Here is a 23,635-nt window from a genome sequence, read left to right on the forward strand (position 1 = left end):
TTCAGCCTCCTAGGTGGTCAGTTGAATGGTCGCCACCTTTTGTTTCTGTTCAAAATGCACGTTCTCTGCCCTTTGCAGAGTTACCGAGAGAATAGCAAGGTACAGAATAAATACTTCATGGATAATTAAAGATAGAGACATAATTTGCATTAAAAATGCGAGAAAACTTAACAATAAATAAGGATGCTCTTTAATTACATGTCTCTTCATGAGATGGACAAGAACTAATAGAAGAAATAGTAGATACAAACAAAGCCCTACAAGACCGGATTCTGATAAGATTTGTAATAACGTATTGTGCGTATAAAGGCTTTCCCCGTAATAGACTTTGTTATATTCAATAAAATTATCTGCTCCAATTCCTATAACAGGATGGGCCAAAAAGTATTCCCATGCCCGCCCCCATAGCTCAAATCGTCCACTTCCTCCATCATTCGAAAAGTCAGTAATTCTTCCCGTAAGCAGCCCACCGATATTGATTTTCATAATGAATACAGCAATGTAACCTGCTGCTATGAAGATTAGTCCCATCGTTGTCATAGTTCGCCTTCTTGTTGAAGAATTGCATATAACCATGTAAGTCAGAATAATTATGAGCATTGCCAAGATACCGCCACGTGAAAAAGTTAAAACCGTTGTGAACATACATAAGGCAAACCCTATTTTGTTTCTCCAGTTGGTCATATTCGTTAAAAAATATGCAAAGAAAAGTGAATTATAAAAAACATACAAATTAGGGTCTTGCAGCAGGCCCACAAGACGTGGATAGCTCCGGTCAAAGAGGACTCCATAACTGACGGTCATCTCCTCCACAGCTTGAAACCCTATTTTTTTCAAACCAATTGCATATAAAAGAAGACTGATTGTGTTAAACAGTAAACCAGCTTTTCCAATGGCTTCTTGTATTGCAAAGTTTGAGTACGATTTCAAGAAAAACTTTACGATGAAAAAAAAACCGATTAGTAAAGCAATTCCTGCCATAATCCGGATACTGGCTAATGGATATGCGGAGAACGCGCCAGTAAAACCATAAAACAAATAAAACAAGACCAACATAATTTCAAACGAGTACATTTTCTGGAAAGAGAATGTGGAAAGATGAAAGAGCAAAAACAAACTTAAAAAGACCATATACGGTTTTAAATAAAACCCAACATACACGTTATAATTACTCAGCATAAAGAAGAAAAGTAATATAAACAGACTGGTATGCCGCCGTTTTTGAGTAACAGTACTAAGAAATCCCATTCTCAATCCCCCGCTCTACCGTCTCTGTTTCTACTTTTTTATCTTTAAAAATAAGGTTCATTATCTTGCGCATTAACTGCCTATCAATGAGTATGATCATTGTCATGGATAGTAAATGAAAAAACGTGGCTAACACTGGATTTGCAGATAAAGAGTAATTGATAATTAAAAACACACCAGAAAAGAACGAACAATAGGGCAGTAACGCTTTAACAGCCAACGTTTTCTTTGATGGATTTAACAACCAATATCCAGCCAATGATACGAGTTCAATTGCGACTGCAGCACATGCCGCTCCCTCAATTCCGTACTGGCGACTAAACCCAATATAAAAACCAATTCCGCACAGGAGTGCAAACGCTTGAATAGCAGTTCTCCGATGATGCAAGGCTTTAGTTGTCAACCCATCCGCCAGTGCTACATTAATACTTTGCAGGACCAGTAAGAAAGACATTATTTGCAATGCTTTAGAAGCACCTATCCATTCTTCTCCAAATAATGATCGAATCAGGATTTCCGGTATATAATAGAAGGAAACCGTCATTGCCATGCCTGTTATGGCCATCATTTTCAGTTGCAGTATATTTAGTTGTAAATGCTCCTTAGTACCTTTACTGCTATAACTTTTAAATAATGCAGGATAGAATGCCCCTGCAAGAACACCTGGGATTTGGTATAACGCAGAAGGAATTCGATAGGCAACAGCAAATAGCCCAACTTGCGTAAGGGTTAATGTCCGCTCCAACACAATAGGTCCAAGCTGAGGGAGAAGTACGACCAATAAACCGCTTATAATGTAAGACAACACATTCTTTAACAACCCTTTATGAAAAGCTTGCTTAAAGTGAATTACAGTTCTCTTTCTTACCAATCGAATTCCTACAATTCCCGCCAGTAAATAGGAGCTTCCATATAACAGACAAATCATGTATGGATGTAACGATAACACCATGCCTGTTAAAACAGAGCTGACTAGAAGGACAGCTGAACAAATACGGATATATCCTAAATACTGCATCTCTTCTATTAGTTGAAAATAAGTGATGCTAATACTCTGTAAAGCCAATCCTGTAACCATGGGCAACATCAAATAATATGTGGTCTTCATTAACTCTGGCTGATTCTGATATAGTAATTGGATTAGGAAGAACCCACCCAACAATGTAAATCCCAACAATACAAGCCTGATTTTAATAAAGGAAGAAAATAACGTAGATAGACTTACTTCCTTTTTGGAACCTTCACGCAGCACTGCCACACTAATTCCAGCATCCGTACAGTAGCCCATTATTAGTGCATAAGCTAAAGCAACGCTGAACATCCCATAACTTTGTGAGTTCAAGTAGTTCGCTAAAATCACAAGTGTCACTGCGTTAAGTCCACTTGAAAAAACAGTACTATACAATAGATAAAACACATTTTTGCCAATAGAGTTCTTTCTTTCTTTAGTCATTTATCCTCACCCACAAATTTTCAACTTGTTTGATAAATGGTTCCTAATAACCGGGTGTTGGATCTATTCAATACCTTCTTCACTTGCAAAGCATCCTCTTCTTTTGTTTGGCCTTCTTGAATAACTAGGATGACACCGCTGCACGCTAAAGAAATTGCTTGGGAATCCGCAGCATCTAGAAATGCTGGTGTTTCCAGAATGACAACATCATAAATACGCTGCCAAGCAACTAGTAGCTGTTCAATTTCAGTCAAACCTTCAAGGTATATCGAGTGGGAACCGGCAGGAAGGACATCCAAGTCCTTTATAAATGCCTTAGTAATCTCTCCCGCTTCTCCTCGTAATATATCGCTTAGCCCATTCTCGTTCTGAATGCCAAACAGATGATGAATCCTAGGTCGATTGAAGTTCACATCCACCAGCAGAACTCTTTTTCCAGATTCCGCGAATGAGCAGGCTAGTTTTGAAGAAATCATCGATTGCCATTGATTTTCTTCTGTAGATGTCACCATTAAAACCGCTCTTTCATCGCTAATTTCATTCTGAACGTTCATTCTGATCATTCTTATTTGTTCTGTACTCATCCATCTTCTAGGAGATGGAAGCTGCTTTATCCACTTGTTCTTCTTTTTCATGAACAATCACTGATCTCCCTTCATGATTGCGTGGTGTATATGGATACATTCCTTTATGGCTCTTTCTGATTTCTGCCTTCCCTTTAAAGCTCCCTAAAAGTGGCACACCTAATAGCTCCTCAACTGATCGTTCTCGCTTTATGGAACTGTCCAATTGTTCACGAATGACCGCTAGCCCAATACCTGCAAATATGCCTATAATTAAAGAAATTGCCAGCGCAGCAGTTTCATTATTTTTTTTAATTACTTCGTCACTTTTTTCTAAGATTTTTAACTGATCAAATTGAAGAAGGCTATTCATTTTTTCAACAGTAACTGCGGCTGTTGTCTTAGCCATACTTTTCGCCATTTTCTCTTCGTGATCACTAACGGAGATGACAATAATTTGAGAGTCTTTGTTGTTTTCAATTGCTAGTTTTTCTTCAAATGACGTTCCGATTAAACCAAGTCTTTCCTTCACCGTATTCAAAACGACGGGACTCTTAATGAAATCCACGGTAGATGCCAACATTCTAGGAATCTTCTGTGTTTCCTCATAGGAGTTTTCTTGGTTCTTATTTTGTAAGTTACCGACCAATATATATTCTTTAGCTTCATATACTGGCTTAAACATATAAAGAGAAGCGAGTGCGGTAAGTGTAACTAATATAATAGCTGTCACGCTGATCAGAATGATTCTTTTCTTGATTAATTGAAAAAAATCTTTTAGAGTCATCTCTCCTTGCATAACAGCGTCTCCTTCCATCAACTTTGTATAAGCATTTCTTTCTCGTAATACTCAACGGTCTCTTTTATCCCCTCTGCAAATGAATAAGACGGTTTCCAATCAAGTACAGCCTCCGCTTTTTTATTTGCTAAACAACTTTTCCTAATATCCCCAGTCCTTTCGTTATGAAAGTCAGGTTCTTTATTCTCTCCCCTTATTGCATTCAGTTTTTTCACAATATCCATTATAGAAATTTCCTGCTGTGTACTAATATTAATCACCTCATTTTCCCCACTCGTTAACGCTGCCACATTTGCCTTCGCTACATCTTTTACAAAGACAAAGTCCCTTGTCTGGGTTCCATCTCCAAGGACAGCAAAAGGCTGATCATTTAAAAATCTATCAATGAAAATAGATACAACGCCAGCTTCTCCGTCGGCGTTTTGTCTCATACCGTATACATTGGCATAACGCAAAATTGTATATGTGAATCCATACAGTAGGGAAAACATTTTAATATACTCTTCTGCATGTTTTTTAGATAATCCATAGAAAGAAATGGGCGAAATTCGGTGATCTTCATCAAGTGGCAAGTAATTGGGGCTACCATATAAAGCAGCAGTAGAAGAGAAGACAACTTTTTTCACATTATATTTAACACACGCCTCCAGGACATTGACGGTGCCGATAATATTTTCTTCACAATCATTAAGCGTTGCTTGAAATGATTTGGCTACAGAAACTTGGGCAGCTAGGTGAATCACACAATCCGGTTGAAAGTCGAAGAAAAAACCCTCTAATTCCCTTCCCTTCACATCTCCTTTATAGAGAACAGCTCCTTCAGGAACCTGACTTATTTTACCTGACGAAAGATTATCGACTACTGCTACCTCATGACTCTGTGAAAGCAATTCCTCAGTAACATACGAACCAATAAACCCTGCACCGCCTGTAACCAGTACTCTCATCGACTTCGCTCCTCTCCCATTCAAAAAATCAAGACTCTATGAGTTTCACTAGAAAACGTATAGTATTCGCCGCATTCTATAACTCACCCAAAGAATATCTAATTAAAACGTTCTTTATAAAGAACATCCTTTTGAGAGTATATCACGCGTACTAGTGATTAATAATAGGCATTTGGAACTGTTTATTCTCAATAAAGAACAAAATGATCATTTAAATATACGGATTTAAGTTTAAGAACCAATGTATTCGTTATAATGAACAGTTATTAATAGAATGCATGAGAATTAATTAATTTGTGGAATGCAAAAAAGCATCGCTAAAAAGCAATGCTCATTTACAAATCCTTTATATCCTATAACTGTGTGGTTGGATATCTTTTGCTACCCTGTTGGATATCCGAGTAATCTCAACGTTTTTTCAAGCTAACGGCACACGAACCGTCACTTTAAACAAATCTCCATCCACGTCTATCGCCATCGTGCCGCCATGCATGTCAACAATTGATTGAGCAATCGCAAGGCCAAGACCAGAACCGTCCGTATGACGAGACGCATCTCCACGCTTAAATCGTTCATACAATTCATCCACGTTCTCATTCAGTTCATACGCTGTAATGTTTTTAACGATTAGTTCTGCCATACCACCAGCCTGACGCAACGTTACAAATACCCGTGTACCAGGGAGCGAATACTTCAATGCGTTGCCAATCAGGTTATCTAGCATCCTCCACCATCGTTGTCCATCGAGGACGGCGGGCATTGGTTCTTCAGGTACTGAAATCCTGAAATCAAGTGGGATTTCAGCCATCTTCTCAGTATGTTCCCCAATTGCTTGTTGCACGAGTTGCGTGAGATCGACTCGTTGTTTGTACAATTCCATCGTGCCACTCGACATTTTAGACACTTCGAACAAATCTTCGATCAGCGTCTTCAAACGTTGGGATTTTCGGTCCAATACATCCACGTATTCCGCCCGCTCTTCATCAGATAAATTCGGGTTTTTCAATAAATCCGTGTACGTAATGATCGATGTGAGTGGTGTCCGTAAATCATGGCTTACATTGGTGATCAATTCGGTTTTCAAGCGCTCACTTTTCGCTTGGCTGCTTACTGATTGCTCTACGCCTTCACGAAGATTATTTAAATTGACAGCGTGTTTAGCTAAAGGAGAACGACCAATCACTTTGATATCACTGTTCAGTCTTCCTGCTGCCATATCGTCTGTTGCCTTCAAGATTCTACTCAAATAGCCCATGCGGCGAATGTAGATGAACAGAGCAGGAAACCCTAGAAATAGTACAAAAACTGCATATATCAGAAGGAGCATAGGTTCGAACAGCCCGAATATAAATCCAACTCCCGCAAGGAAGAATCCGAAAAGCAAAATGAAGGTCTGGATTGCAATGGACCGGTTTAAAAACACTTCTCTCACGCTGGCCACAAGCTGCATGGTGTAACTGTTCTTAAATTCATTTTCTAATGTACCCGGTTCCTGATAACGCGTGATGGCATTTCCGATTTGGAACGCAAGTAAAGCGATGACGATTGCACCCAGGGCGAAGATGAACACTGCATTCGGAATACTGAATGCATAACCCCCGCTTGCCATGTTATTCAGTCTTCCAGATACTTCGCGTGAAAAATTCAAAAGACTTAACAATAGGATGAGAAAAATCCCAGCCTTCAAATCGATTCGAAGCGAATCATAACGTTTCGTAAATGGAAGATCTACAAACCAAGTCCATTTGAACTTCCAAACTGTAAAGAGCGCAATGAGTGCTCCGATACTTGCAATCCCTGACATAATGAGCATAATCTTGATTGACTTGTAGTCCTTCACTTCTTCATAAAGCACTCCACCTTGTTTGAATACAGAAGAAGGAACAGCGACCGTACCTTTATATAGCATAGAAGAAGGAGTAATTGCGTTTATGTCCTCACTGGACAATGCAACACCTGCCACGTTATACAGTTCGTCTTTATACGTTGAGACTTCGTAGTTGCCACCATATAAATCAGAATTCAAGCCTGCAACTTTTAAATATCCTGTGTTCTCAGTAAACATCCGTTCATATCCAAACGAATCGTTGACTTCCCCTTTCTTGTGGGTGTCTCCGCCTTCAACGGGAGTCAAATCATAAACAATCGGGATACCTAGGGCACTGGTTCTACTTTTATAATCCTGTACCAGTTGTGCCAATTGACGTTTTTTCCCACTTAAAATCTTCTCTTCCACATAGGTGTCATCCTCAAAATTCTTTCGAATATCTTCGATTAACCCATCTCGTTCATCCACAAGCGCCTGTTTGACTGTCGCCTTAGCTTCCGCTTCACGAATGCGATCTTCGTATTGTATCTGGATGTTATCAATTTGTTCTGCCAAGCTGCCGTAATACGTCCTGTATTCATCGATTTCAGCAGGTGTGACGGACAGTTTCTTCTCTACCGCTTCCAAGTCAACAGGGTTCAGTACAGTTCGGCCGAGTTCGTCGTAAATATCGGTTAGATGATTTTGAAATTGTTGGGATTGAGGATAGCTTTTAAAAATTATTTCAGGTCCTCTGCTCGTTAGTGTGACGAGTCCGCTAACCGCAATCGCAACTAGTATTGCCCATATCATTATCGGTGTGTAACGTTTCATCATACAGTGCCTCCTTTTATAATTTGGATGAAGTACGTTACCGTTCGGGTGGTTCGGGCGATGCCGTCACTTGCAATGTTGGTAATATGCGGGAAGCAATAGGCGATGCTACCGAATGCAATAACAATGGAAACAATTGACCAGATGAACGCAACATTATTTCTCGATTTTGTACCCAACACCCCACACCACCTTTATATATCTCGGATTTTTCGGATCGGCTTCTATCTTTTCACGGATTTTACGAATGTGCACAGCCACAATGTTTTCAGCATTATACGCTTCTTCATTCCATACTCGCTCATAGATTTCATTGATGGAAAACACTCGTCCAGGATGTTTCATAAGCAACTCTGTTATCTTGAATTCGGTTGGCGTCAATTTGACCGGCGCACCTTCGAGAGTAACCGTTTTTGCTTCTTCGTCCAACACCAATCCATCAATTTCAAGCGTCGTTCCACCATCATACGTACCGAGCTGAACATAACGACGGAGCTGCGATTTCACACGCGCCATCAGTTCCATCGGCTGGAACGGTTTCGACACATAATCATCTGCACCTACGGAAAGCCCATGGATTTTATCCGACTCTTCGACTTTCGCACTGAGCATAATTATTGGAACGTTTTGGGCTTCTCGGATTTTGAACGTCGCCGTTATCCCGTCCATGTTAGGCATCATGATGTCGAGAATGAGTAAGTGAACTTCTTCTTTGCCGAGTAAATCCAGCGCTTCTCTACCATCTGCCGCTTTTAGTACACGATACCCTTCGTTTTTCAAATAGATCTCTATGCCATCACGGATTTCTTTGTCGTCATCCGCCACTAAAATCGTCATTGCTGCCATGTCAGCACCTCTTTCTTGCTCGATAGTTTTATTGTAACAGGGACTTCTTAACATTTGAGAAGGGAAAATATGAAGAAATTCTTAAGATGTGTTTGAGGATGATTCTTTTGAGGATGCACATACTTTTCAATGGAGGTGATTCCATTGGATAAAGAGGAGAAACGTAAACAGAAAGCAAATCAGCTGGGCCGTGAAGAGTTCGGATACGGGATGGATTTGAGTCCCGATGATTTTGATGTAATTGGACAGAACGATGCAGCTAAGAAGAAGAAAAAAGCAGCTGGACAAGGAACAGAACAGAAGAAACCGAAACGGTGATTAATAATGCCCCCGTTTTAAAAACGGGGGCATTATTGTTTGTTAATCTCTAGGAACCTCTACATAGTAATCGGGGGCTAATTGAATATCCAGTTCAATGTTTTCCGGAATGATAAGATGAACAATACCGTAACTCATCTCGGAACCCCCATAACGATTGCCAACCTGGTTACTTGTTAATTGACTAATGAATATAGAGTCTCGGTATGCAGAGATAAAGAGTTCCTGCTTGGATTGAAATGGCATTACCACTTCTTGTCCTTTCCATACCGGCAAACTAACTTTTACATATTGGGACAAATCATAGCTCTTGCCCCCATTTCCACCATCTCCAATTGTCAAACTTGGTTTATAAACACGCTCAGTCACGGTATTTCCATTCTCGAATGATCTTTCTATATAAAAGATAGTTTCGTATTCACGTTGTTCAGCCTTTATTGATAATTTGCCATCTACCTCATGGGTTCGTTCAGTAACCAACTGGTTTTTCGGGATAGATTTATCTGATAATATGGCTCTTCCTACATCCACCTTTTCTTGTGATGTTATCCGTGGCGGATTCAAACTTGTTGTCTGTTCTAAGATTTCTGTGACAATCAACGCAAAGAGCAAAAATGTTATATATCCAATTATTACTTTATAATGAGTCTTTCTCGTAAAGCGATTTTGCAACGCACGCTGAATCCCCCAGACAACTAAAAACAGCAAGATAACAGCAATTATCGGTAGAACTGATTCAATTGCTGTCATGATTGTTTCACCTCAATTCGGGAAGAAGGAAAGAAGCTAAGAATGCTTACTATTACCATTACTACGCCTGTTTTTACTAAAAACAACCAGAAGGAGGATTCCTTATAGAAAAAGTCAAATAAGGTACCCATATTACCCTCAATACCCAGAAGGTCAAAAACACTCGATTTAGTACTAAGTAACACCAATAGAACGATTGGGACAATCATCAAGCGATTCATTTGAACAAAAAGCATAAAAGTATAAACTACAACCATAATTAACAATGTGTATAAAATCATAACTACTATGCGTGAAAAGAAATCCAACGGTGCTGCAATTAATCCCCCCGTTTCAATTATGCTGTTTCCATCTTTCATGAACACCACTAATTTCATAACACTGCCCGACAAAACTGTGGTTACCCCAGCAATTATCGCTGCGAGGCCAAAGAAACAAAAATTCGCTAGGTTCTCTATAACCGGAGATGACACATATGTAAAAGAAGCATTTCGCTGTCCAGGGGTCGTCAGTATTACCCCAACTACTAGCGCCCATAACAGACTAGCTATCACAACCCCATCGTTAGTGATTAAGTTCCACCTAAGTTCAAACGTTGACATACTCAATCCCGTGTTTGCTCCGCCGATCATAAGTCCCCAAACAACAGCTTGCATTACAAATAAAAACGTAATTACTGCCGCATTGCTTCTCAACTTAAACAAAAACTGCTGTTTCACAACTTCACCCATCGTTCTATGCGTTAAAGACATCGTCAATCCCTCCTCTCGGCTGTTCCGTCAAGGCTAAGTATGCATCATTCAGTGAAACGGTCAAATTGGTAATGCCCTGTCGGTTGAGTTCTGCACGTTCCGCATCTGAAAAGTTATTTTCCACAATCCACTCTTCTTGCAGACCTCTCGTTGTTTTAGACACAATGGTTTTCCCTAACGTGGATCCTGACAATTGTTCAGATGATCCACGTATCGATACGTGTGCCTCTTGCAAGTCAGAAATCGATCCATGATAGCGAATCCGCTTTCGATGGATTACGAGTAAGTCTTCCAGCACGTCTTTCATTTCATCGATATAGTGACTGGACAACAAAATGGTTCGCGGGAACGCAATGTAGTCTTTCAGTAAGGCGCGATAGAAGTCATTGCGCGCTGCTGTATCCATTCCTGTCGTAGGTTCATCGAAAATCGTGAGGGGACAACGTGCCGCAATCCCGACGATTGCGTTGAACGTACTTCGTTTTCCTTTTGATAAAAACCGGTGCCGCGTGTTCAGCGGAATTGAAAAGTATTCCATAAGACGAACCGCAAGTTCTTCGTTCCAATTTGCGTAAAACCGATTGAATTCATCGAGCAGTTCGTGCAGTTTCATCGAACCTGGATAACTCATTGCATCATCGATGTAGATAGAATTAGCAGAGACGAGCAGGCTTCTGAATGGGTTTTCCTCGAATACACGCAATTCACCTTTTGTTGCCTTCTGAAATCCTGCAATCATTTTAAGCAACGTCGTTTTTCCCGCACCATTTCTTCCTACGATACCTGTAATGACATTTTCTTCAATTTTGACAGTTAAGTCGGTTAATGCAGCGATTCTAGAATAGTTTTTACTAACGTGTTTCATAGATATTACCGTCATGTCTGGTCCCCCTTCCGTTGCTTCCGTTCTTTTTCGATTATCTGGTTTAGTTCATCAGTACCGATGTTGAGGAGACTCGCTTCGTTGAGTAAATCTTGAACTATCTTCAGAAGTGTTTGTTCTTTCCTTTTGGCGCGGAGTTTTTCTTGTGCATCGGGTGCGACAAACATTCCAAGCCCTCTTTTTTTGTAGACAAGTTCCGCTTCCAGCAAAATCGTCAGCCCCTTTCCCGCAGTTGCAGGGTTGATGGTAAAAAGTTCCGCCAGCTGATATTGTGAATAGACTTTTTCATCGACCTGCAAAGTGCCATCGATGATTGCATTCTCTAGCCAATCGGCAATTTGTATATAAATCGGCTTTTCTCCGTCTACGTCATGCAAAACCGTCACTCCCTTCACGCTACATAGTACATTACTGTTGTAATGTACTATACGTGTTAATTCAGATAATTGCAACACAAAAAAGCATACCTGTCGAAAAAAGGCATGCTCTCTTGAAATATTTTTTTGTGTTTGAGGAATCTGACTGGTCCCGCCGTGAATTAGGCCAGCATCTTACGGCAAGCATCCGCACATTTCTTACATGCTTCCGCACAACGTTGACAATGATCGTGGTCATGCTTGCCACACTCTTCTGCACAATGGTCACAAATGTAAGCACATAGCTGACAAATCTCTTTCGCAAATGGACTGTTACGCGTCATCGCTTGAACAGCGTATGCACAGATGTCTGCGCATTCCCGATCCAGTCGTATGCATTCTGCCATCATTTTTACATCATCTTCTTTTAGGCAAGCATCGAAGCAATTGTTACACGCCTCAAGACACTCCATACATGCTTTTAAGCATTCCTCGTACTGTTGAGAGGTCATTCGAATTCCTCCTTCAATGAGTTAGGCAGCCAGACGTGGACATATGCTCCGTCTAGTGAGGATGGAAGTGATATGCACCAACTGTCTGCCCTTTGGGTTGTACTCTTTTTTATATGTTCCCTTCCCGCTTTGAAGAAAACATCAATCGAGATTTATTTTAAAGGTTCTTCATTTAAATAGTGTACGTGCATATGTGATGCTCTGCCTCACTATTTCATCCGATAGTAGAAATGGAAATTCTAAAACTTCGCCAATGCATTAGTTGCTGTCCGTTTTGTTACTCCTATGTTCTGCGCGAGCTACGCCACCCTTTTGTCCAATTTCCTCATAGAATTCCTTACCATGATTCTGAGCGGTTGCTTCTCCACCCTTTTTACCAATTTCTTGATAAAATTCTTTATCATACTTCTTAGACGTCGCTTTCCCACCCATGCGCCCTGCTTCTTCTCTCGACATTTTTTCCTTATTCTCTTGGTTTGTCATCTTCAGTCCTCCCAACGTAAAATTCTGTTTATAGTTATTGACTATATTCCCAGTTCTTCTTGGAACAAACTTGTCGAGCGAGAAAAACCACACTGTATACTTAACAGTGTGGTTTACGTTTATTATTTTGCGATATAAACCCGGAGGCTGAAGTAAGGGTTAGTTACCACTTTCCGTACTACTTTCATCCATTACTGCTTGTGATAAGACCTGCTTTTTAACTCCGAAGAACCGATCTAATCCATATCCGACAATCCCACCTACAATCGCAGGAACGAGCCATGCAAATCCACTAGTCCCTAACGGCAGATAGCCGAGAGTTGTTAGGATGAAATCTTTTCCGATTCCAAATCCAGCTAGTGTCTCGAGCGCACTGACGATGAATGTCATTAATATTGCACCTCTATAGATTCCAGCACTCGGTATAGATTTATGGAAAATCCCCAACATGACTAGAACGATTGCAATCGGATACAGTAATGTAAATATCCACATCGTATAATCCACAATTCTTTCAACACCTAATGTTGCTATCGATGCTGAAATGGTGCAAATAATTGCTACCCACGCAGTATATCCGATGCGTTCACGAACTAACTTCTTCAAAAACTCTGCAATAACCGCGACAACCCCGATTGTTGACGTCAGACAAGCAAGTGCAATTACAATGGCGAGCGCTACAGCCCCACCCCCGCCTAGAAGACGACTAATCAGTTCCTTCACGAGCATGGTACTCTCAACCTTTGCCGGAAATAGGGAAGTCGCACCCGCACTAATATAAAGTAATCCACCATAAACAATCAGTAAGCCCATTGCAGCAATCACGATGGATTTTACCGCAATACTCTTAGCCTCTTTACCTGTATAACCATAGTGTCGAATTGCCAAAATGAAAATTGGGGCACATAAGATTCCAGTAATCACATCTCCCGTCTGGTAGGCATTTACAAATGCTTTCGAAAACGCTTGCGTAATACCTGTATCCGTCGGCGTGCCAAGAGGTGAAAAAATTCCTTTTCCGACAATGAACAAAAGAAGGGCAACCATGACTGGTGTCAAATAACGTCCAATCCGATCAATTACATTAGAAGCATCTTTTGCAAAGAAGAATGTAATCACAAAAAATACGATAATTGTAACAAATGACGGAACACCTGGGAAGAGAGCTCCAACTCCTAGTTCATGCGTGGTGGCTGCCATTCTCGGTATTGTGACAAAAACACCAATTCCAACCATCAACAACAAATTGAATACCGCATAGAACCATGGACTAATTGGTTTCGTCAAGTTTTCAAACTTTCCATCAGCTTGCAAAATAGCGAATACAGCAAGTAACGGAAGCACAATACCTGTTAATGAAAATCCAAGTAGGGATGAAATCCATTCTGATCCACTTTCAAGTCCGATGGAAGGAGGAAATATTAAATTTCCCGCACCAAAATATAGGGCAAACAGAGCAAATCCTAATATGAATATATGGGAAACTCGACGGCTCACTTATAACACTCCCTTTGTAATCGCTTTCAATTTAAAGTTTTAATATTTGTTATAGTCATTATAAACAGTTTCCTGAAAACAAAAAAAGAGGGGAAAATTTTCCCCTCCTCGTAAAAATTCATGTACGCAATCCGTATTTGTCGAGTTTGTATTTCAACGACTGCTTTGAAACCCCAAGTTGTCTTGCTGTTTCCGCGAGAACTCCATCTGCCTTTTTATATTCATTTTGAATGAGCACACGTTCAAACTCATCCATGGCGTCACGTAAATTCCCTGTATGTATCGGTTGATTGGCCGTTTCTGAAAGCTCTGTTTGCAGATTTCCTATAAGCGGAACGTCTTCAGCAGTAATCGTCCTACCATTAACTTGATGGAAAGCCGCTTCAATTACATTGCGAAGTTCACGAATGTTCCCTGGCCAATTATAAGCAAAAAAGAGATTTTTCAGCTCGTTCTCCAACTCCGTTACATGCATATCCATTCGATTGTTGTAAAACTGGATAAAATAATCAATGAATGGTTGGATATCCTCCTGTCGATCCTTCAGCTCCGGTAATTTCACTTTTAACACTGCCAGTCGATAATAAAAATCTTCACGCAGCTGCTTATTTTGGATCAATTCTTCAGGATTTTCGTTCATCGCTGATATAATCCGTAAATTGACCGAAATCTCTTCAGTTCCTCCGACACGACGGACTCTCTTGTCTCCGATTACTTTCAACAAACGGGCTTGCATTTCTAGCGGCAGCACATTGATTTCATCTAAAAACAACGTTCCTCCATCTGCTTTTTCAAAAATACCAGGAATAGATAGCGCGTTCTGATTCTCTACTCCAAACAACACACGTTCTACCGCTTCCCCTACGAGTCCCCCGCAGTCTAGAGTCACAAAAGGGCTTGCAAAACGCTCGCTTAGGTTGTGAATGCTTTGAGCAATTACATTTTTTCCTGTTCCTGTTTTTCCATATAGTAAAATACTCGTGTCACTTTTAGCTAATCGCGGCAGTCTTTCTTTTAAACTAGCCATAAACGGACTCGTCGCAATTATGTCATCGATTGTATATTGTGTACCATTTTTCCTGTAAATGGGATGTCCAGCATAGGCCTCAACATGCTTGAGATCCTCTTTGTCAAAATAATGGGTAGAAAATTCAATTGCTCCAATTATTGTCCCACCGTCCTCAATAGGATACGTGGAACTTTTACATGTATACGAACTTCCTGTTTTCGTAATTAGACGCTGCTCAACATTTGTCATTGCTTGTCCTGTTCGAAGTACCGTCATGACAGTACTATTCGACGCATCTAAATTCGTGTAAAAACTCAGTATATTTTGCCCGATGAAATCTTCAGGACGGTGCCCGAGCTTCACGAGAATCGACAAATCTGCAACGTCATAGTAAAGGGTCTCTCCTAGATCGTTCACGACCAAGACATTATCATAGCCCGCCAGCAAATCCAACTTGCCATCACCTAAATGATTCATACAGCTCCTCCTGTTCCTAAAGCTGTTTTACTTGTAAGTGTACCTGACAATATCCATGCTAACAATCCCTATTGTCCACTGTACGAACCCATTATAAAGTGCTAAACTGAGAAGCGTTCAAATTACGTGGTTCGAAATCCTCCCACGAAAAAAAACTAAGGAGCTTATACGAAATGAAAACAAGAACACTCGCAGTAAGCGGCATCATTGGCGCACTTTACGTGGCCGTTATGATTGTCTTAGCCCCTTTCGGCTTTACGAACATTCAGTTCCGTCTAGCTGAAATCTTTAACCATCTGGTCGTCTTTAACAAAAAATATTTCGCCGGCATCGTCATCGGTGTCTTTGTGTCAAACTTACTATTATCCGAAGTCGGCCCAATTGACCTTCTATTTGGTGTTGGCCATACGATTATCTCATTAAGTATCACAATTTTTCTTGTAAAGAAAATCTCTAGCCCTGTGATACGGATGATGGTCAATACAGCCGTCTTCACGACAACAATGTGCATCATCTCTTGGCAACTACATTTAGTGCTCGGCTTCCCATTCTGGATTACTTGGGGTTATCTTGCCATCAGTGAATTCATTGTCATGGCAATCGGAATTCCACTTATGCATACATTGAATAAACGGATATCACTCTCAAAATTGATTTGACGGAGGATGAAGTATGTACCTGACGATTGAAGAGACAGCTGTCAAACTCGGTATGCCCGTTGAACAAGTCCGACAATATGTGTTGGACAAGCGAATTCGTTCAGTCCACGACGGTACTCAGTTTTTGATCAGTGAAGGACAATTTGGTCTTTACTTCGAACAATTAGAGCAACTCAAGCAACAAATAGACGAATGGCGTAGTGAACCAATACCACCCGATCGTGATATTAAAGATGAAGATTGAAAAACTGCGGAGTTATCAGGCATGCTGATGACTCTGCAGTTTTTTTGTAGGTATGTAGTGATGGGGATGGGGATGAGCAGTTTCAATAGAAGAATCACAATTGTCGGGAGTGGGATCGGCAATGGGACACAATTCAAGTACTTTAAGGGATTAATTGGTTGCGCTACGCTTATTTTTTTGGGGCTACTACTCGCCCAACGAGATTTATGATCACTTTCCCACGTTTCTGAGCATTTTCCATGCTTTATGATTACTTCCCCCAGTTTATGATGATTTTTCATGCTTTATGATCACTCTCCTGAGTTTATGAGCATTTTTCATCCTTTATGATCACTCTCCTAATTTTATGAGCACTTTCCATACTTTATGATCACTTCCCTGCGTTTATGAGCACTTTTCATGCTTTATGATCACTTCCCCCAGTTTATGATCACCCCACGTACCTTTGTGACAATTACTAAACTTTATTTCGCGAAACGCTCGCTTTCAGGTTTACCTTCATTGAATACTGTAAATAATAGAAACAATCCATAAGCTTAGAACTCCCCTGGGGCGCGCTAGCTATACGGTTGCACTTCTTCAAAATCAATAGTATAGTGGTAAACTGCTTATGAAAACTATCGTCGCTAAGGGGGAACCATGAGAAAAATATCAAATGTCTTCTATATAACGATTGGTCTAATCGTCTTGGCCGTTGGCTACGGTGTCATTGATCCAGAGCGTTTTGAAGCGGGAACTGGCATCGTGAAAAACTTCGTGTCCACTGCATTCGGTTGGTACTATATGTTATTAATGACGCTATTAGTTGGCGTCAGTATCTACTTAATCTTTAGCCCGTACGGAAAAATTCGATTGGGAAAAGACACAGATCGTCCACAATTCTCCACAATTACCTGGATTGCAATGCTATTTTCAGCCGGAATGGGAATCGGACTCGTCTTCTATGGCGCGGCTGAACCACTTTCACATTTCGCTATTAGCCCAGCAACTGCAGAGCCTGGAACGAATGCGGCTTTCAAAGAATCCATGCGTCAAACTTTTCTTCATTATGGAATCCACATTTGGGCACTATACGGAATCGTTGCGCTGTGCTTAGCGTATTTCCAATTCCGAAAAGGGGAACCAGGATTAATTTCAGCAACACTGAAGCCGATTTTTGGCGACAAAATGAAAGGGCCATGGGGAACAATGATCGATGTTCTCGCAGTCTTTGCAACGTCATTCGGCGTGGCCACGTCTCTCGGCTTTGGCGCTGTTCAAATTAATGCCGGCCTGAACTATTTGTTCGGGTTTGAAATCGGCATACGGTCCCAATTCATTATCATTTCAATAGTTACCGTTTTGTTCATCATGTCTGCGTGGTCAGGACTAAGTAAAGGAATACGCTACTTGTCTAATACGAATCTTGTATTAGCTCTGGCATTACTTGGGTTCATGCTTATTTTAGGACCTACATTGCTAATTATGAACATCTTTACAGATTCAGTCGGAGGTTATATCTCTCATTTCATCGACTTGAGTTTAAGTACCGCTCCACTGAATGCTGGAAATCGTGAATGGCTAGACACTTGGACAATCTTCTACTGGGCTTGGTGGATTTCTTGGGCACCGTTCGTCAGTATGTTTATCGCTCGTGTGTCAAAAGGCCGTACGATTCGTGAATTCATGGTGGGTGTATTGCTTGCTCCAAGTATTCTTAGTTTCATCTGGTTCTCAGCTTTCGGGACAACTGCGATTGAAATTCAGAAGTCCGGCGTCGCGGATCTTGCATCCGTTGATACGGAACTTGTGATTTTCCAGATGTTTAGCCAGTTGCCTTGGTCCACACTAACATCTGCGTTTGCAATCTTACTGGTTACGTCGTTCTTCATCACATCGGCGGATTCAGCGACCTTTGTACTTGGGATGCAGTCGACTTATGGCTCGTTAACCCCACCTAACAGTGTGAAAATGATTTGGGGATTAATCCAATCCGGAATTGCGGTTATTTTACTATCTGTTGGTGGTCTTTCCGCCCTGCAGAATACGATAATTATCGCAGCCCTTCCGTTTTCGTTCATCATCCTGTTTATGGTGACGGCCCTTTTCAAAGAGTTGCAAAAAGATTTGAAACACAACAAACACCCTAGACATAAATAAACGAAACACCCGAATCCAAATGAGGACTCGGGTGTTTTTTCTGTAATTATACGTTAACGGGAGCTGCCTTCTCAATCGCTTGTGCTAGATCAGCAATGATATCGTCTGCTGATTCAAGTCCCACTGAGAGACGAATGAGTTCCTCAGTAACACCTGAATTTTTCAAGTCTTCGCCAGAAAGCTGTTGGTGCGTTGTTGAAGCCGGATGGATAATTAGCGACTTTGCATCTCCAACATTCGCTACGTGGGACCAAACAGCAACGTTGTCGATCACACGACGTCCTGCATCACGCCCGCCTTTAATTCCGAAAACAATAATGGACCCTGCTCCATTTTTCAAATACTTCTTGGCAAGTTCTGCTGTTGGATGGTCGTTGAGACCCGTGTAGGTAACCCATTCAACAGATGGATGCTCTTTCAGGAATTGTGCGACCTTTTGTGCGTTTTCTCCGTGACGTTGGATTCGCAAATGAAGCGTCTCCAAGCCTTGTAGGAAGTTGAATGCACTGTCAGGATCGAGGCATGGACCGAAATCACGAAGTCCTTGGACACGGAGTTTTGTCGCAAATGCAGCGCCTGCCGTGTCGATGCCGTAGCGTAATCCGTGATACGATTCGTCCGCTTCCGTGAAAGCAGGGAATCTGCCTTGCGTCCAGTCGAACTTTCCTGCATCTACCACTACGCCGCCAATCGTTGTTCCGTGACCGCCAATCCATTTCGTGGCAGAGTGGATAACAACGTCAGCGCCAAATTCAATCGGATTGCATCCGTATGGGGACGCAAATGTATTGTCGATTAAAAGTGGAACGCCACTTTCGTGTGCAATCGATGCAACCTTTTCGATATCGAGCACTTGTAAGCTCGGGTTACCGATTGTTTCAGCAAATATACCTTTTGTCTTTTCCGTAATAGCACTACGGAAGTTTTCCGGGTCAGTTGAGTCGACAAATTTTACAGTGATCCCATACTTCGGCAGCGTTGTGGCAAATAAGTTGTACGTTCCGCCGTAAAGGTTGGCTGCTGCAATGATTTCGTCACCAGCTTCTGCAATATTCAAGATTGAGAACGCGATTGCCGCCATACCAGATGAGAGTGCAACGGCTGCAGCGCCTCCTTCGAGTAACGCGATGCGTTCTTCAAATACTGCGACTGTTGGATTCGTGATACGTGTGTAGATGTTGCCAGCTTCTTGCAGTGCAAAAAGGTTTTTGGCGTGGTCCGTGTCACGAAATACGAATGATGTGGTTCTGTGGATAGGAAGAGCTCGTGATCCAGTTGTTGGATCGGGTTCTTGACCACCGTGCAGCAAAAGTGTTTCGGGTTGAAAATTCGTCATTTACAAAACCTCCGGAAATTAGATTGATGGAACTGCGCACACCGGACGGGTGATGGGGAAACTAAAAAGATCCCCTTCTACCTATAGAAGAGGATCTGCCATTGCTGGCACTTCCCCTTATCTTTCAGATCCATAATAGATCTGTAGGAAGTAGCACCTTTGCAAGCTGGTAAGCTTGCCGGTTGCCGGGCATCGCAGGGCCTAGTCCCTCCGCCGCTCTTGATAAGAGTTTGTGACTTATTCAGTTTTCCATCTTGGAACTGAGTATACTTGGTTGAAAATAGAAAGTCAACAGTTAAATCTAAATTATTTGATAGTTTAACAATCAACACTATTACGGGGTTGATTTCCACTACAGTCGGATGCGGGCCTACAGGATGTAGGTCATGCAACCGTTGCGGCAGGACGCCGCGAACTTAGGTTGTTTCCATTAGCATCCCTCCGGAGTCGCCGTCTTCCACTACAATCAACGGATCCTAATATGACAACGAACCACATGAAACAGGTAAAGAGAAGAAAGAGATAGAAAACCCGCAAACCAAAGTCTTGGTAGACTTCGGTCTGCGGGTAAGAATTAATTATTGAGCTGCGCCGTAAAAGATTTGGCCGCCTTTTAGGTTGATGATTTTGAGCATGTTTGTGCGTTTCACGTAGATGCTTTTGAATTGCTCGCGTCCGTTTGCATCTTTCAATAGGATTGTGCGGTTGTTGTAGTTATCAGAGACAACTACTGGTGTGAGTGTGCTTAGGTCAACGTGAGCTGCGAGTGTGTTGTATTCAGGCAGGCTACTGATTGTGCTTGCAGGCTGTTCAGGTTTCGCTTCAGGAGCTGGTGTTGCTGCGTCTTCTTTTACGACTGTTTCAATGACAACTCCTTGGCCTTTTAGGTTAATGACTTTTAATAGACCTGTCTTTTTCACGAAGACACTCTTATATTGTCCCTGACCGTTCGCATCTTTCAATAGGATCGTACGGTTATTGTAGTTATCTGATACGATGACAGGTGTCAAAGCAGTCAAGTCTACTGCTGAAGCCAGTGTTTTGTACTCAGGGAGGACGCTAATAGCACTTCCCGGCTGCTCAGGCTTCACTTCTGGTTTTTGTGGTGCATCTGCTTTCACAGTCGTTTCAAGGACAACTCCACCACCTTTTAAGTTGATGACTTTCAGAAGTCCTGTCTTTTTCACGAAGACACTCTTGTACTGTGTACGACCGTAGTTATCAGAGAAAAGAATTACCCGGTTGGACACGTTGTCTTCAGTAACACGTGTAGTGAAGCTAGTTGGGTCGATGACGGAAGCAACTGATGCGTACTCTTCCAGACCTGTGATGTCTTGGTTTACTTGCTGACCGTAGTTCGAGTTGTGTTGTACGTGTGCGTATGAGCTTTGTGCATCTGCGTTTTGATCTGCATGTGCAAATGTCGCTGCGTTCGCACCTCCTGCGGAAATAAGTAGTGCACTTACTGCTGTGATCAATGTCTTTTTCATCTTGTTCCTCTCCTTTTCCTTTTGGGATACTTATATCATAACCCCACAGTCTGAGAGGACTCTGAGATGATTATTAGGACTTGATGAGAAAACTGTAAGAAGGTTTTAATTTTTCAGCCCACAAAAAAAAGAGCCTGCAGTTAGCGGCTCTTTACTAATAAGTCGACAGCTTCTTTTACAAGCGTCTCCTTTGCTTGCGGATTATCCGAAAGCTCTTCGTTTTCCATACAGGCAATCAGATTCGTACTCACAATTAACCCGATGGTCCTATCGATTCCTGAGCGAGACGCAGACAACTGTGTAATGACGTCTTTGCATTCATCACCAGCCTCAATCATCCGTAGGACACCGCGAATTTGACCTTCTATTCGTTTTAAACGATTGACTACCTTTGCATCGTATTCCATGGATCTGGCCACCTCTCTTAACTACGTTCATAATATACCCCTTCTGGTATAAGGTCAATCAATTCCACCTCTTTCGACAAGAAAAGCGCGAAATTGTTCGAATTATGCTATACTTATGGAAGTATTACAATTTTTTATGTTCCAAACCACCGGGCCAACCGCACAACACACTGTCTGTTTTTCTGAATGGCCATGGGTCTTCACAATACGAAAGATATCGAAACAGACTAGAGGAGGGATTCGTTTGGCTTTTCCGCGTAAAGAGCATCCTGTCTCTGATTTTATCGCAGCACGTAAAATTGGCGAAAAAATTTCGTTCACTCGTAATGATGTTTTCGTTTTAGGGGCAATCCACAAGATCTTAGAAAACTCCGTTATTGTAGAAATTTCTGAAGAGGACGCCGATCTGATTGGAGCAGCATCCACACTGACGGTTGTCGCTCACAAAAATTATACAGTCGAATAATCTAGAGAGCACCGACTTCAACCTCCGACAGATCACACCAGTTCTGTCGGTTTTGTCGTCTGCCTAATTCCCAGATTGCATGAGGTGACTCTCAAGTACATAGAATTGAAAGGGGATTTTTTGACGTGATGAAAGAACAACTATTGGAACGATTCATCCGCTATGCAAAGATTGACACTGAGTCTGATGAAAAGAGTTCTACAACTCCTTCCACCACTAACCAATGGGATTTGTTACATCTATTGAAGGAAGAGCTCACAACACTAGGTATGGAAGACATTACGCTGGATGAGAACGGCTACTTGTTCGCAACACTTCCTGCGAATACAGACAAAGAGATCCCTGTAATCGGATTCTTAGCGCACGTTGATACATCACCTGATTTCACGGGTAAAAATGTGAATCCACAGCGCCATGACAACTATGACGGCAGTGACCTGGTTTTGAATGAAAACACGGTCCTCTCTGTTAGTCGCTTCCCTGAGCTTCAAAACTATATCGGACAGACGTTGATCACAACCGATGGTACGACACTACTTGGTGCTGATGATAAAGCCGGTGTTGCGGAAATCATGACGGCGATGGCTTATTTCCAAGAGCATCCCGAAGTGAAGCATGGCAAATTACGTGTTGCTTTCACACCTGATGAAGAAATCGGACGTGGCCCACACCTATTTAACGTGGATGCTTTTGGCGTAGACTTTGCGTATACAATGGACGGTGGCCCACTTGGTGAGTTGCAGTATGAAAGTTTCAATGCAGCCGGGGCACGTGTTACGTTCAAAGGAACGAACGTCCACCCCGGTACTGCAAAAGGGAAAATGGTGAACTCCATCTTACGTGCACAAGAATTCCAAGCAGCAATGCCTGGCTTAGAAATCCCTGAGCTAACGGATGGACGCGAAGGATTCATCCACTTAATGGACATTCAAGGTTCTGTTGAAAAGACCGTATTAGACTATATTATTCGTGATTTCGACAAGGAAACGTATGAATCACGCAAGAAACTGTTTTTCGATACAGTTGCTCAGATGCAATCGGATTATGGCGTAGACGCGATTGAACTTGAATTGGAAGACCAATACTTCAATATGGGCGAGAAGATTGAGCCGCATATGGAAATCGTCGATATCATTTCGGAAGCATTCAACAAATTAGGCATTTCTCCAATAATTGAACCAATCCGGGGCGGTACTGACGGATCTCAGCTTTCCTATATGGGCATACCAACACCTAATATTTTTGCTGGAGGAGAAAATTTCCATGGTCGCTACGAGTTTGTTTCTGCAGAAACGATGGAAAAAGCGGCACAAGTCATCATTGAGGCTGTAAAATTATACGAATCTCGTGCATAAGGAGG

25 protein-coding genes and 2 riboswitches are annotated in these 23,635 nt (G+C 41.7%); of the genes, 6 read left to right on the forward strand and 19 right to left on the reverse strand.

The window, feature by feature from the left end:
- Window positions 1-9: 9 nt before the first annotated feature.
- The 8 genes from ACR65F_RS04420 to ACR65F_RS04455 all read right to left on the reverse strand — a co-directional run bounded on the left by ACR65F_RS04420 (window position 10) and on the right by ACR65F_RS04455 (window position 8,497).
- Window positions 10-981 carry an O-antigen ligase family protein gene (locus ACR65F_RS04420; RefSeq protein ID WP_440503417.1) on the reverse strand — a complete coding sequence of 324 codons (972 nt, stop codon included), beginning with the start codon at window positions 979-981 and terminating at the stop codon, window positions 10-12.
- 253 nt (window positions 982-1,234) lie between these two features.
- Window positions 1,235-2,701 carry an oligosaccharide flippase family protein gene (locus ACR65F_RS04425; protein WP_440503418.1) on the reverse strand — a complete coding sequence of 489 codons (1,467 nt, stop codon included), beginning with the start codon at window positions 2,699-2,701 and terminating at the stop codon, window positions 1,235-1,237.
- A 20-nt stretch (window positions 2,702-2,721) separates the two neighbouring features.
- A complete protein-coding gene (locus ACR65F_RS04430; RefSeq protein WP_156137935.1) occupies window positions 2,722-3,336 on the reverse strand; it encodes a CpsD/CapB family tyrosine-protein kinase in 615 nt (204 codons plus the stop codon).
- Window positions 3,293-4,063, reverse strand: a complete 771-nt coding sequence (locus ACR65F_RS04435; protein WP_039042657.1) for a YveK family protein — start codon at window positions 4,061-4,063, stop codon at window positions 3,293-3,295. The genes ACR65F_RS04430 and ACR65F_RS04435 overlap by 44 nt, the downstream gene beginning before the upstream one ends.
- 17 nt (window positions 4,064-4,080) lie before the next feature.
- The gene (locus ACR65F_RS04440) at window positions 4,081-5,010 is read right to left on the reverse strand and encodes an NAD-dependent epimerase/dehydratase family protein (RefSeq protein WP_440503419.1); all 930 of its coding nucleotides are present in this window, start codon (window positions 5,008-5,010) and stop codon (window positions 4,081-4,083) included.
- Window positions 5,011-5,428: 418 nt separating this feature from the next.
- Window positions 5,429-7,654 (reverse strand): sensor histidine kinase, encoded by a 2,226-nt coding sequence (locus ACR65F_RS04445; protein WP_440503420.1) that lies wholly within the window; start codon window positions 7,652-7,654, stop codon window positions 5,429-5,431.
- Complete coding sequence (locus ACR65F_RS04450) at window positions 7,651-7,830, reverse strand: hypothetical protein (protein ID WP_039042655.1); 180 nt, start codon at window positions 7,828-7,830, stop codon at window positions 7,651-7,653. The genes ACR65F_RS04445 and ACR65F_RS04450 overlap by 4 nt, the downstream gene beginning before the upstream one ends.
- Window positions 7,808-8,497 (reverse strand): response regulator transcription factor, encoded by a 690-nt coding sequence (locus ACR65F_RS04455; RefSeq protein WP_039042654.1) that lies wholly within the window; start codon window positions 8,495-8,497, stop codon window positions 7,808-7,810. The genes ACR65F_RS04450 and ACR65F_RS04455 overlap by 23 nt, the downstream gene beginning before the upstream one ends.
- A gap of 144 nt (window positions 8,498-8,641) precedes the next feature.
- Here ACR65F_RS04455 and ACR65F_RS04460 point away from each other — a divergent pair, with 144 nt between their 5' ends.
- Complete coding sequence (locus tag ACR65F_RS04460) at window positions 8,642-8,815, forward strand: hypothetical protein (RefSeq protein WP_231567245.1); 174 nt, start codon at window positions 8,642-8,644, stop codon at window positions 8,813-8,815.
- A gap of 42 nt (window positions 8,816-8,857) precedes the next feature.
- Here the strand turns inward: ACR65F_RS04460 and ACR65F_RS04465 are convergent, their stop codons facing one another.
- The 8 genes from ACR65F_RS04465 to ACR65F_RS04500 form a co-directional block, all read right to left on the reverse strand.
- Window positions 8,858-9,565 carry a hypothetical protein gene (locus ACR65F_RS04465; protein WP_440503421.1) on the reverse strand — a complete coding sequence of 236 codons (708 nt, stop codon included), beginning with the start codon at window positions 9,563-9,565 and terminating at the stop codon, window positions 8,858-8,860.
- The gene (locus tag ACR65F_RS04470; protein ID WP_440503422.1) at window positions 9,562-10,317 is read right to left on the reverse strand and encodes a hypothetical protein; all 756 of its coding nucleotides are present in this window, start codon (window positions 10,315-10,317) and stop codon (window positions 9,562-9,564) included. Before ACR65F_RS04470 ends, ACR65F_RS04465 begins: the two co-directional genes overlap by 4 nt.
- A complete protein-coding gene (locus ACR65F_RS04475; RefSeq protein WP_440503423.1) occupies window positions 10,301-11,197 on the reverse strand; it encodes an ATP-binding cassette domain-containing protein in 897 nt (298 codons plus the stop codon). The genes ACR65F_RS04470 and ACR65F_RS04475 overlap by 17 nt, the downstream gene beginning before the upstream one ends.
- The gene (locus ACR65F_RS04480; RefSeq protein ID WP_440503424.1) at window positions 11,194-11,586 is read right to left on the reverse strand and encodes a GntR family transcriptional regulator; all 393 of its coding nucleotides are present in this window, start codon (window positions 11,584-11,586) and stop codon (window positions 11,194-11,196) included. The genes ACR65F_RS04475 and ACR65F_RS04480 overlap by 4 nt, the downstream gene beginning before the upstream one ends.
- A 152-nt stretch (window positions 11,587-11,738) precedes the next feature.
- On the reverse strand, window positions 11,739-12,068 hold the full coding sequence (locus ACR65F_RS04485; protein WP_440503425.1) for a four-helix bundle copper-binding protein: 330 nt from the start codon (window positions 12,066-12,068) through the stop codon (window positions 11,739-11,741).
- A gap of 258 nt (window positions 12,069-12,326) precedes the next feature.
- Window positions 12,327-12,551, reverse strand: a complete 225-nt coding sequence (locus ACR65F_RS04490; protein WP_039042648.1) for a KGG domain-containing protein — start codon at window positions 12,549-12,551, stop codon at window positions 12,327-12,329.
- 159 nt (window positions 12,552-12,710) lie between these two features.
- Window positions 12,711-14,048 (reverse strand): branched-chain amino acid transport system II carrier protein, encoded by a 1,338-nt coding sequence (gene brnQ / locus ACR65F_RS04495; RefSeq protein ID WP_039042647.1) that lies wholly within the window; start codon window positions 14,046-14,048, stop codon window positions 12,711-12,713.
- 118 nt (window positions 14,049-14,166) lie between these two features.
- The gene (locus ACR65F_RS04500; RefSeq protein WP_440503426.1) at window positions 14,167-15,534 is read right to left on the reverse strand and encodes a sigma-54 interaction domain-containing protein; all 1,368 of its coding nucleotides are present in this window, start codon (window positions 15,532-15,534) and stop codon (window positions 14,167-14,169) included.
- A gap of 120 nt (window positions 15,535-15,654) precedes the next feature.
- Window positions 15,655-15,699, forward strand: a riboswitch (PreQ1 riboswitch).
- An 8-nt stretch (window positions 15,700-15,707) separates the two neighbouring features.
- Between ACR65F_RS04500 and ACR65F_RS04505 the strand changes: the two genes are divergently transcribed.
- From ACR65F_RS04505 to ACR65F_RS04515, 3 genes are all read left to right on the forward strand, one after another.
- Complete coding sequence (locus ACR65F_RS04505; RefSeq protein ID WP_039042646.1) at window positions 15,708-16,193, forward strand: QueT transporter family protein; 486 nt, start codon at window positions 15,708-15,710, stop codon at window positions 16,191-16,193.
- A 13-nt stretch (window positions 16,194-16,206) separates the two neighbouring features.
- Entirely contained in the window at window positions 16,207-16,437 is a 231-nt protein-coding gene (locus ACR65F_RS04510) for a MerR family transcriptional regulator (protein WP_440503427.1), read from the forward strand.
- Window positions 16,438-17,076: 639 nt separating this feature from the next.
- On the forward strand, window positions 17,077-18,576 hold the full coding sequence (locus ACR65F_RS04515) for a BCCT family transporter (protein ID WP_039042644.1): 1,500 nt from the start codon (window positions 17,077-17,079) through the stop codon (window positions 18,574-18,576).
- Window positions 18,577-18,622: 46 nt separating this feature from the next.
- Here the strand turns inward: ACR65F_RS04515 and ACR65F_RS04520 are convergent, their stop codons facing one another.
- From ACR65F_RS04520 to ACR65F_RS04530, 3 genes are all read right to left on the reverse strand, one after another.
- Window positions 18,623-19,912, reverse strand: coding sequence for an O-acetylhomoserine aminocarboxypropyltransferase/cysteine synthase family protein (locus ACR65F_RS04520; protein WP_440503428.1), 1,290 nt, complete (start codon window positions 19,910-19,912; stop codon window positions 18,623-18,625).
- A gap of 114 nt (window positions 19,913-20,026) precedes the next feature.
- Window positions 20,027-20,141: riboswitch (SAM riboswitch) on the reverse strand.
- A gap of 349 nt (window positions 20,142-20,490) precedes the next feature.
- Window positions 20,491-21,402 (reverse strand): hypothetical protein, encoded by a 912-nt coding sequence (locus ACR65F_RS04525; protein ID WP_440503429.1) that lies wholly within the window; start codon window positions 21,400-21,402, stop codon window positions 20,491-20,493.
- A gap of 140 nt (window positions 21,403-21,542) precedes the next feature.
- Complete coding sequence (locus tag ACR65F_RS04530) at window positions 21,543-21,809, reverse strand: metal-sensitive transcriptional regulator (protein ID WP_039042642.1); 267 nt, start codon at window positions 21,807-21,809, stop codon at window positions 21,543-21,545.
- Between the two features lie 244 nt (window positions 21,810-22,053).
- On the opposite strand from ACR65F_RS04530, the gene ACR65F_RS04535 reads away from it, so the two are divergent.
- Both ACR65F_RS04535 and pepT read left to right on the forward strand, forming a co-directional pair.
- Window positions 22,054-22,275 carry a DUF2187 family protein gene (locus tag ACR65F_RS04535; protein WP_039042641.1) on the forward strand — a complete coding sequence of 74 codons (222 nt, stop codon included), beginning with the start codon at window positions 22,054-22,056 and terminating at the stop codon, window positions 22,273-22,275.
- A gap of 128 nt (window positions 22,276-22,403) precedes the next feature.
- The gene (gene pepT, locus ACR65F_RS04540; protein WP_039042744.1) at window positions 22,404-23,630 is read left to right on the forward strand and encodes a peptidase T; all 1,227 of its coding nucleotides are present in this window, start codon (window positions 22,404-22,406) and stop codon (window positions 23,628-23,630) included.
- The last annotated feature ends 5 nt before the right edge of the window (window positions 23,631-23,635 follow it).

The sequence above is a fragment of the Sporosarcina sp. SAFN-010 genome (assembly GCF_059415065.1).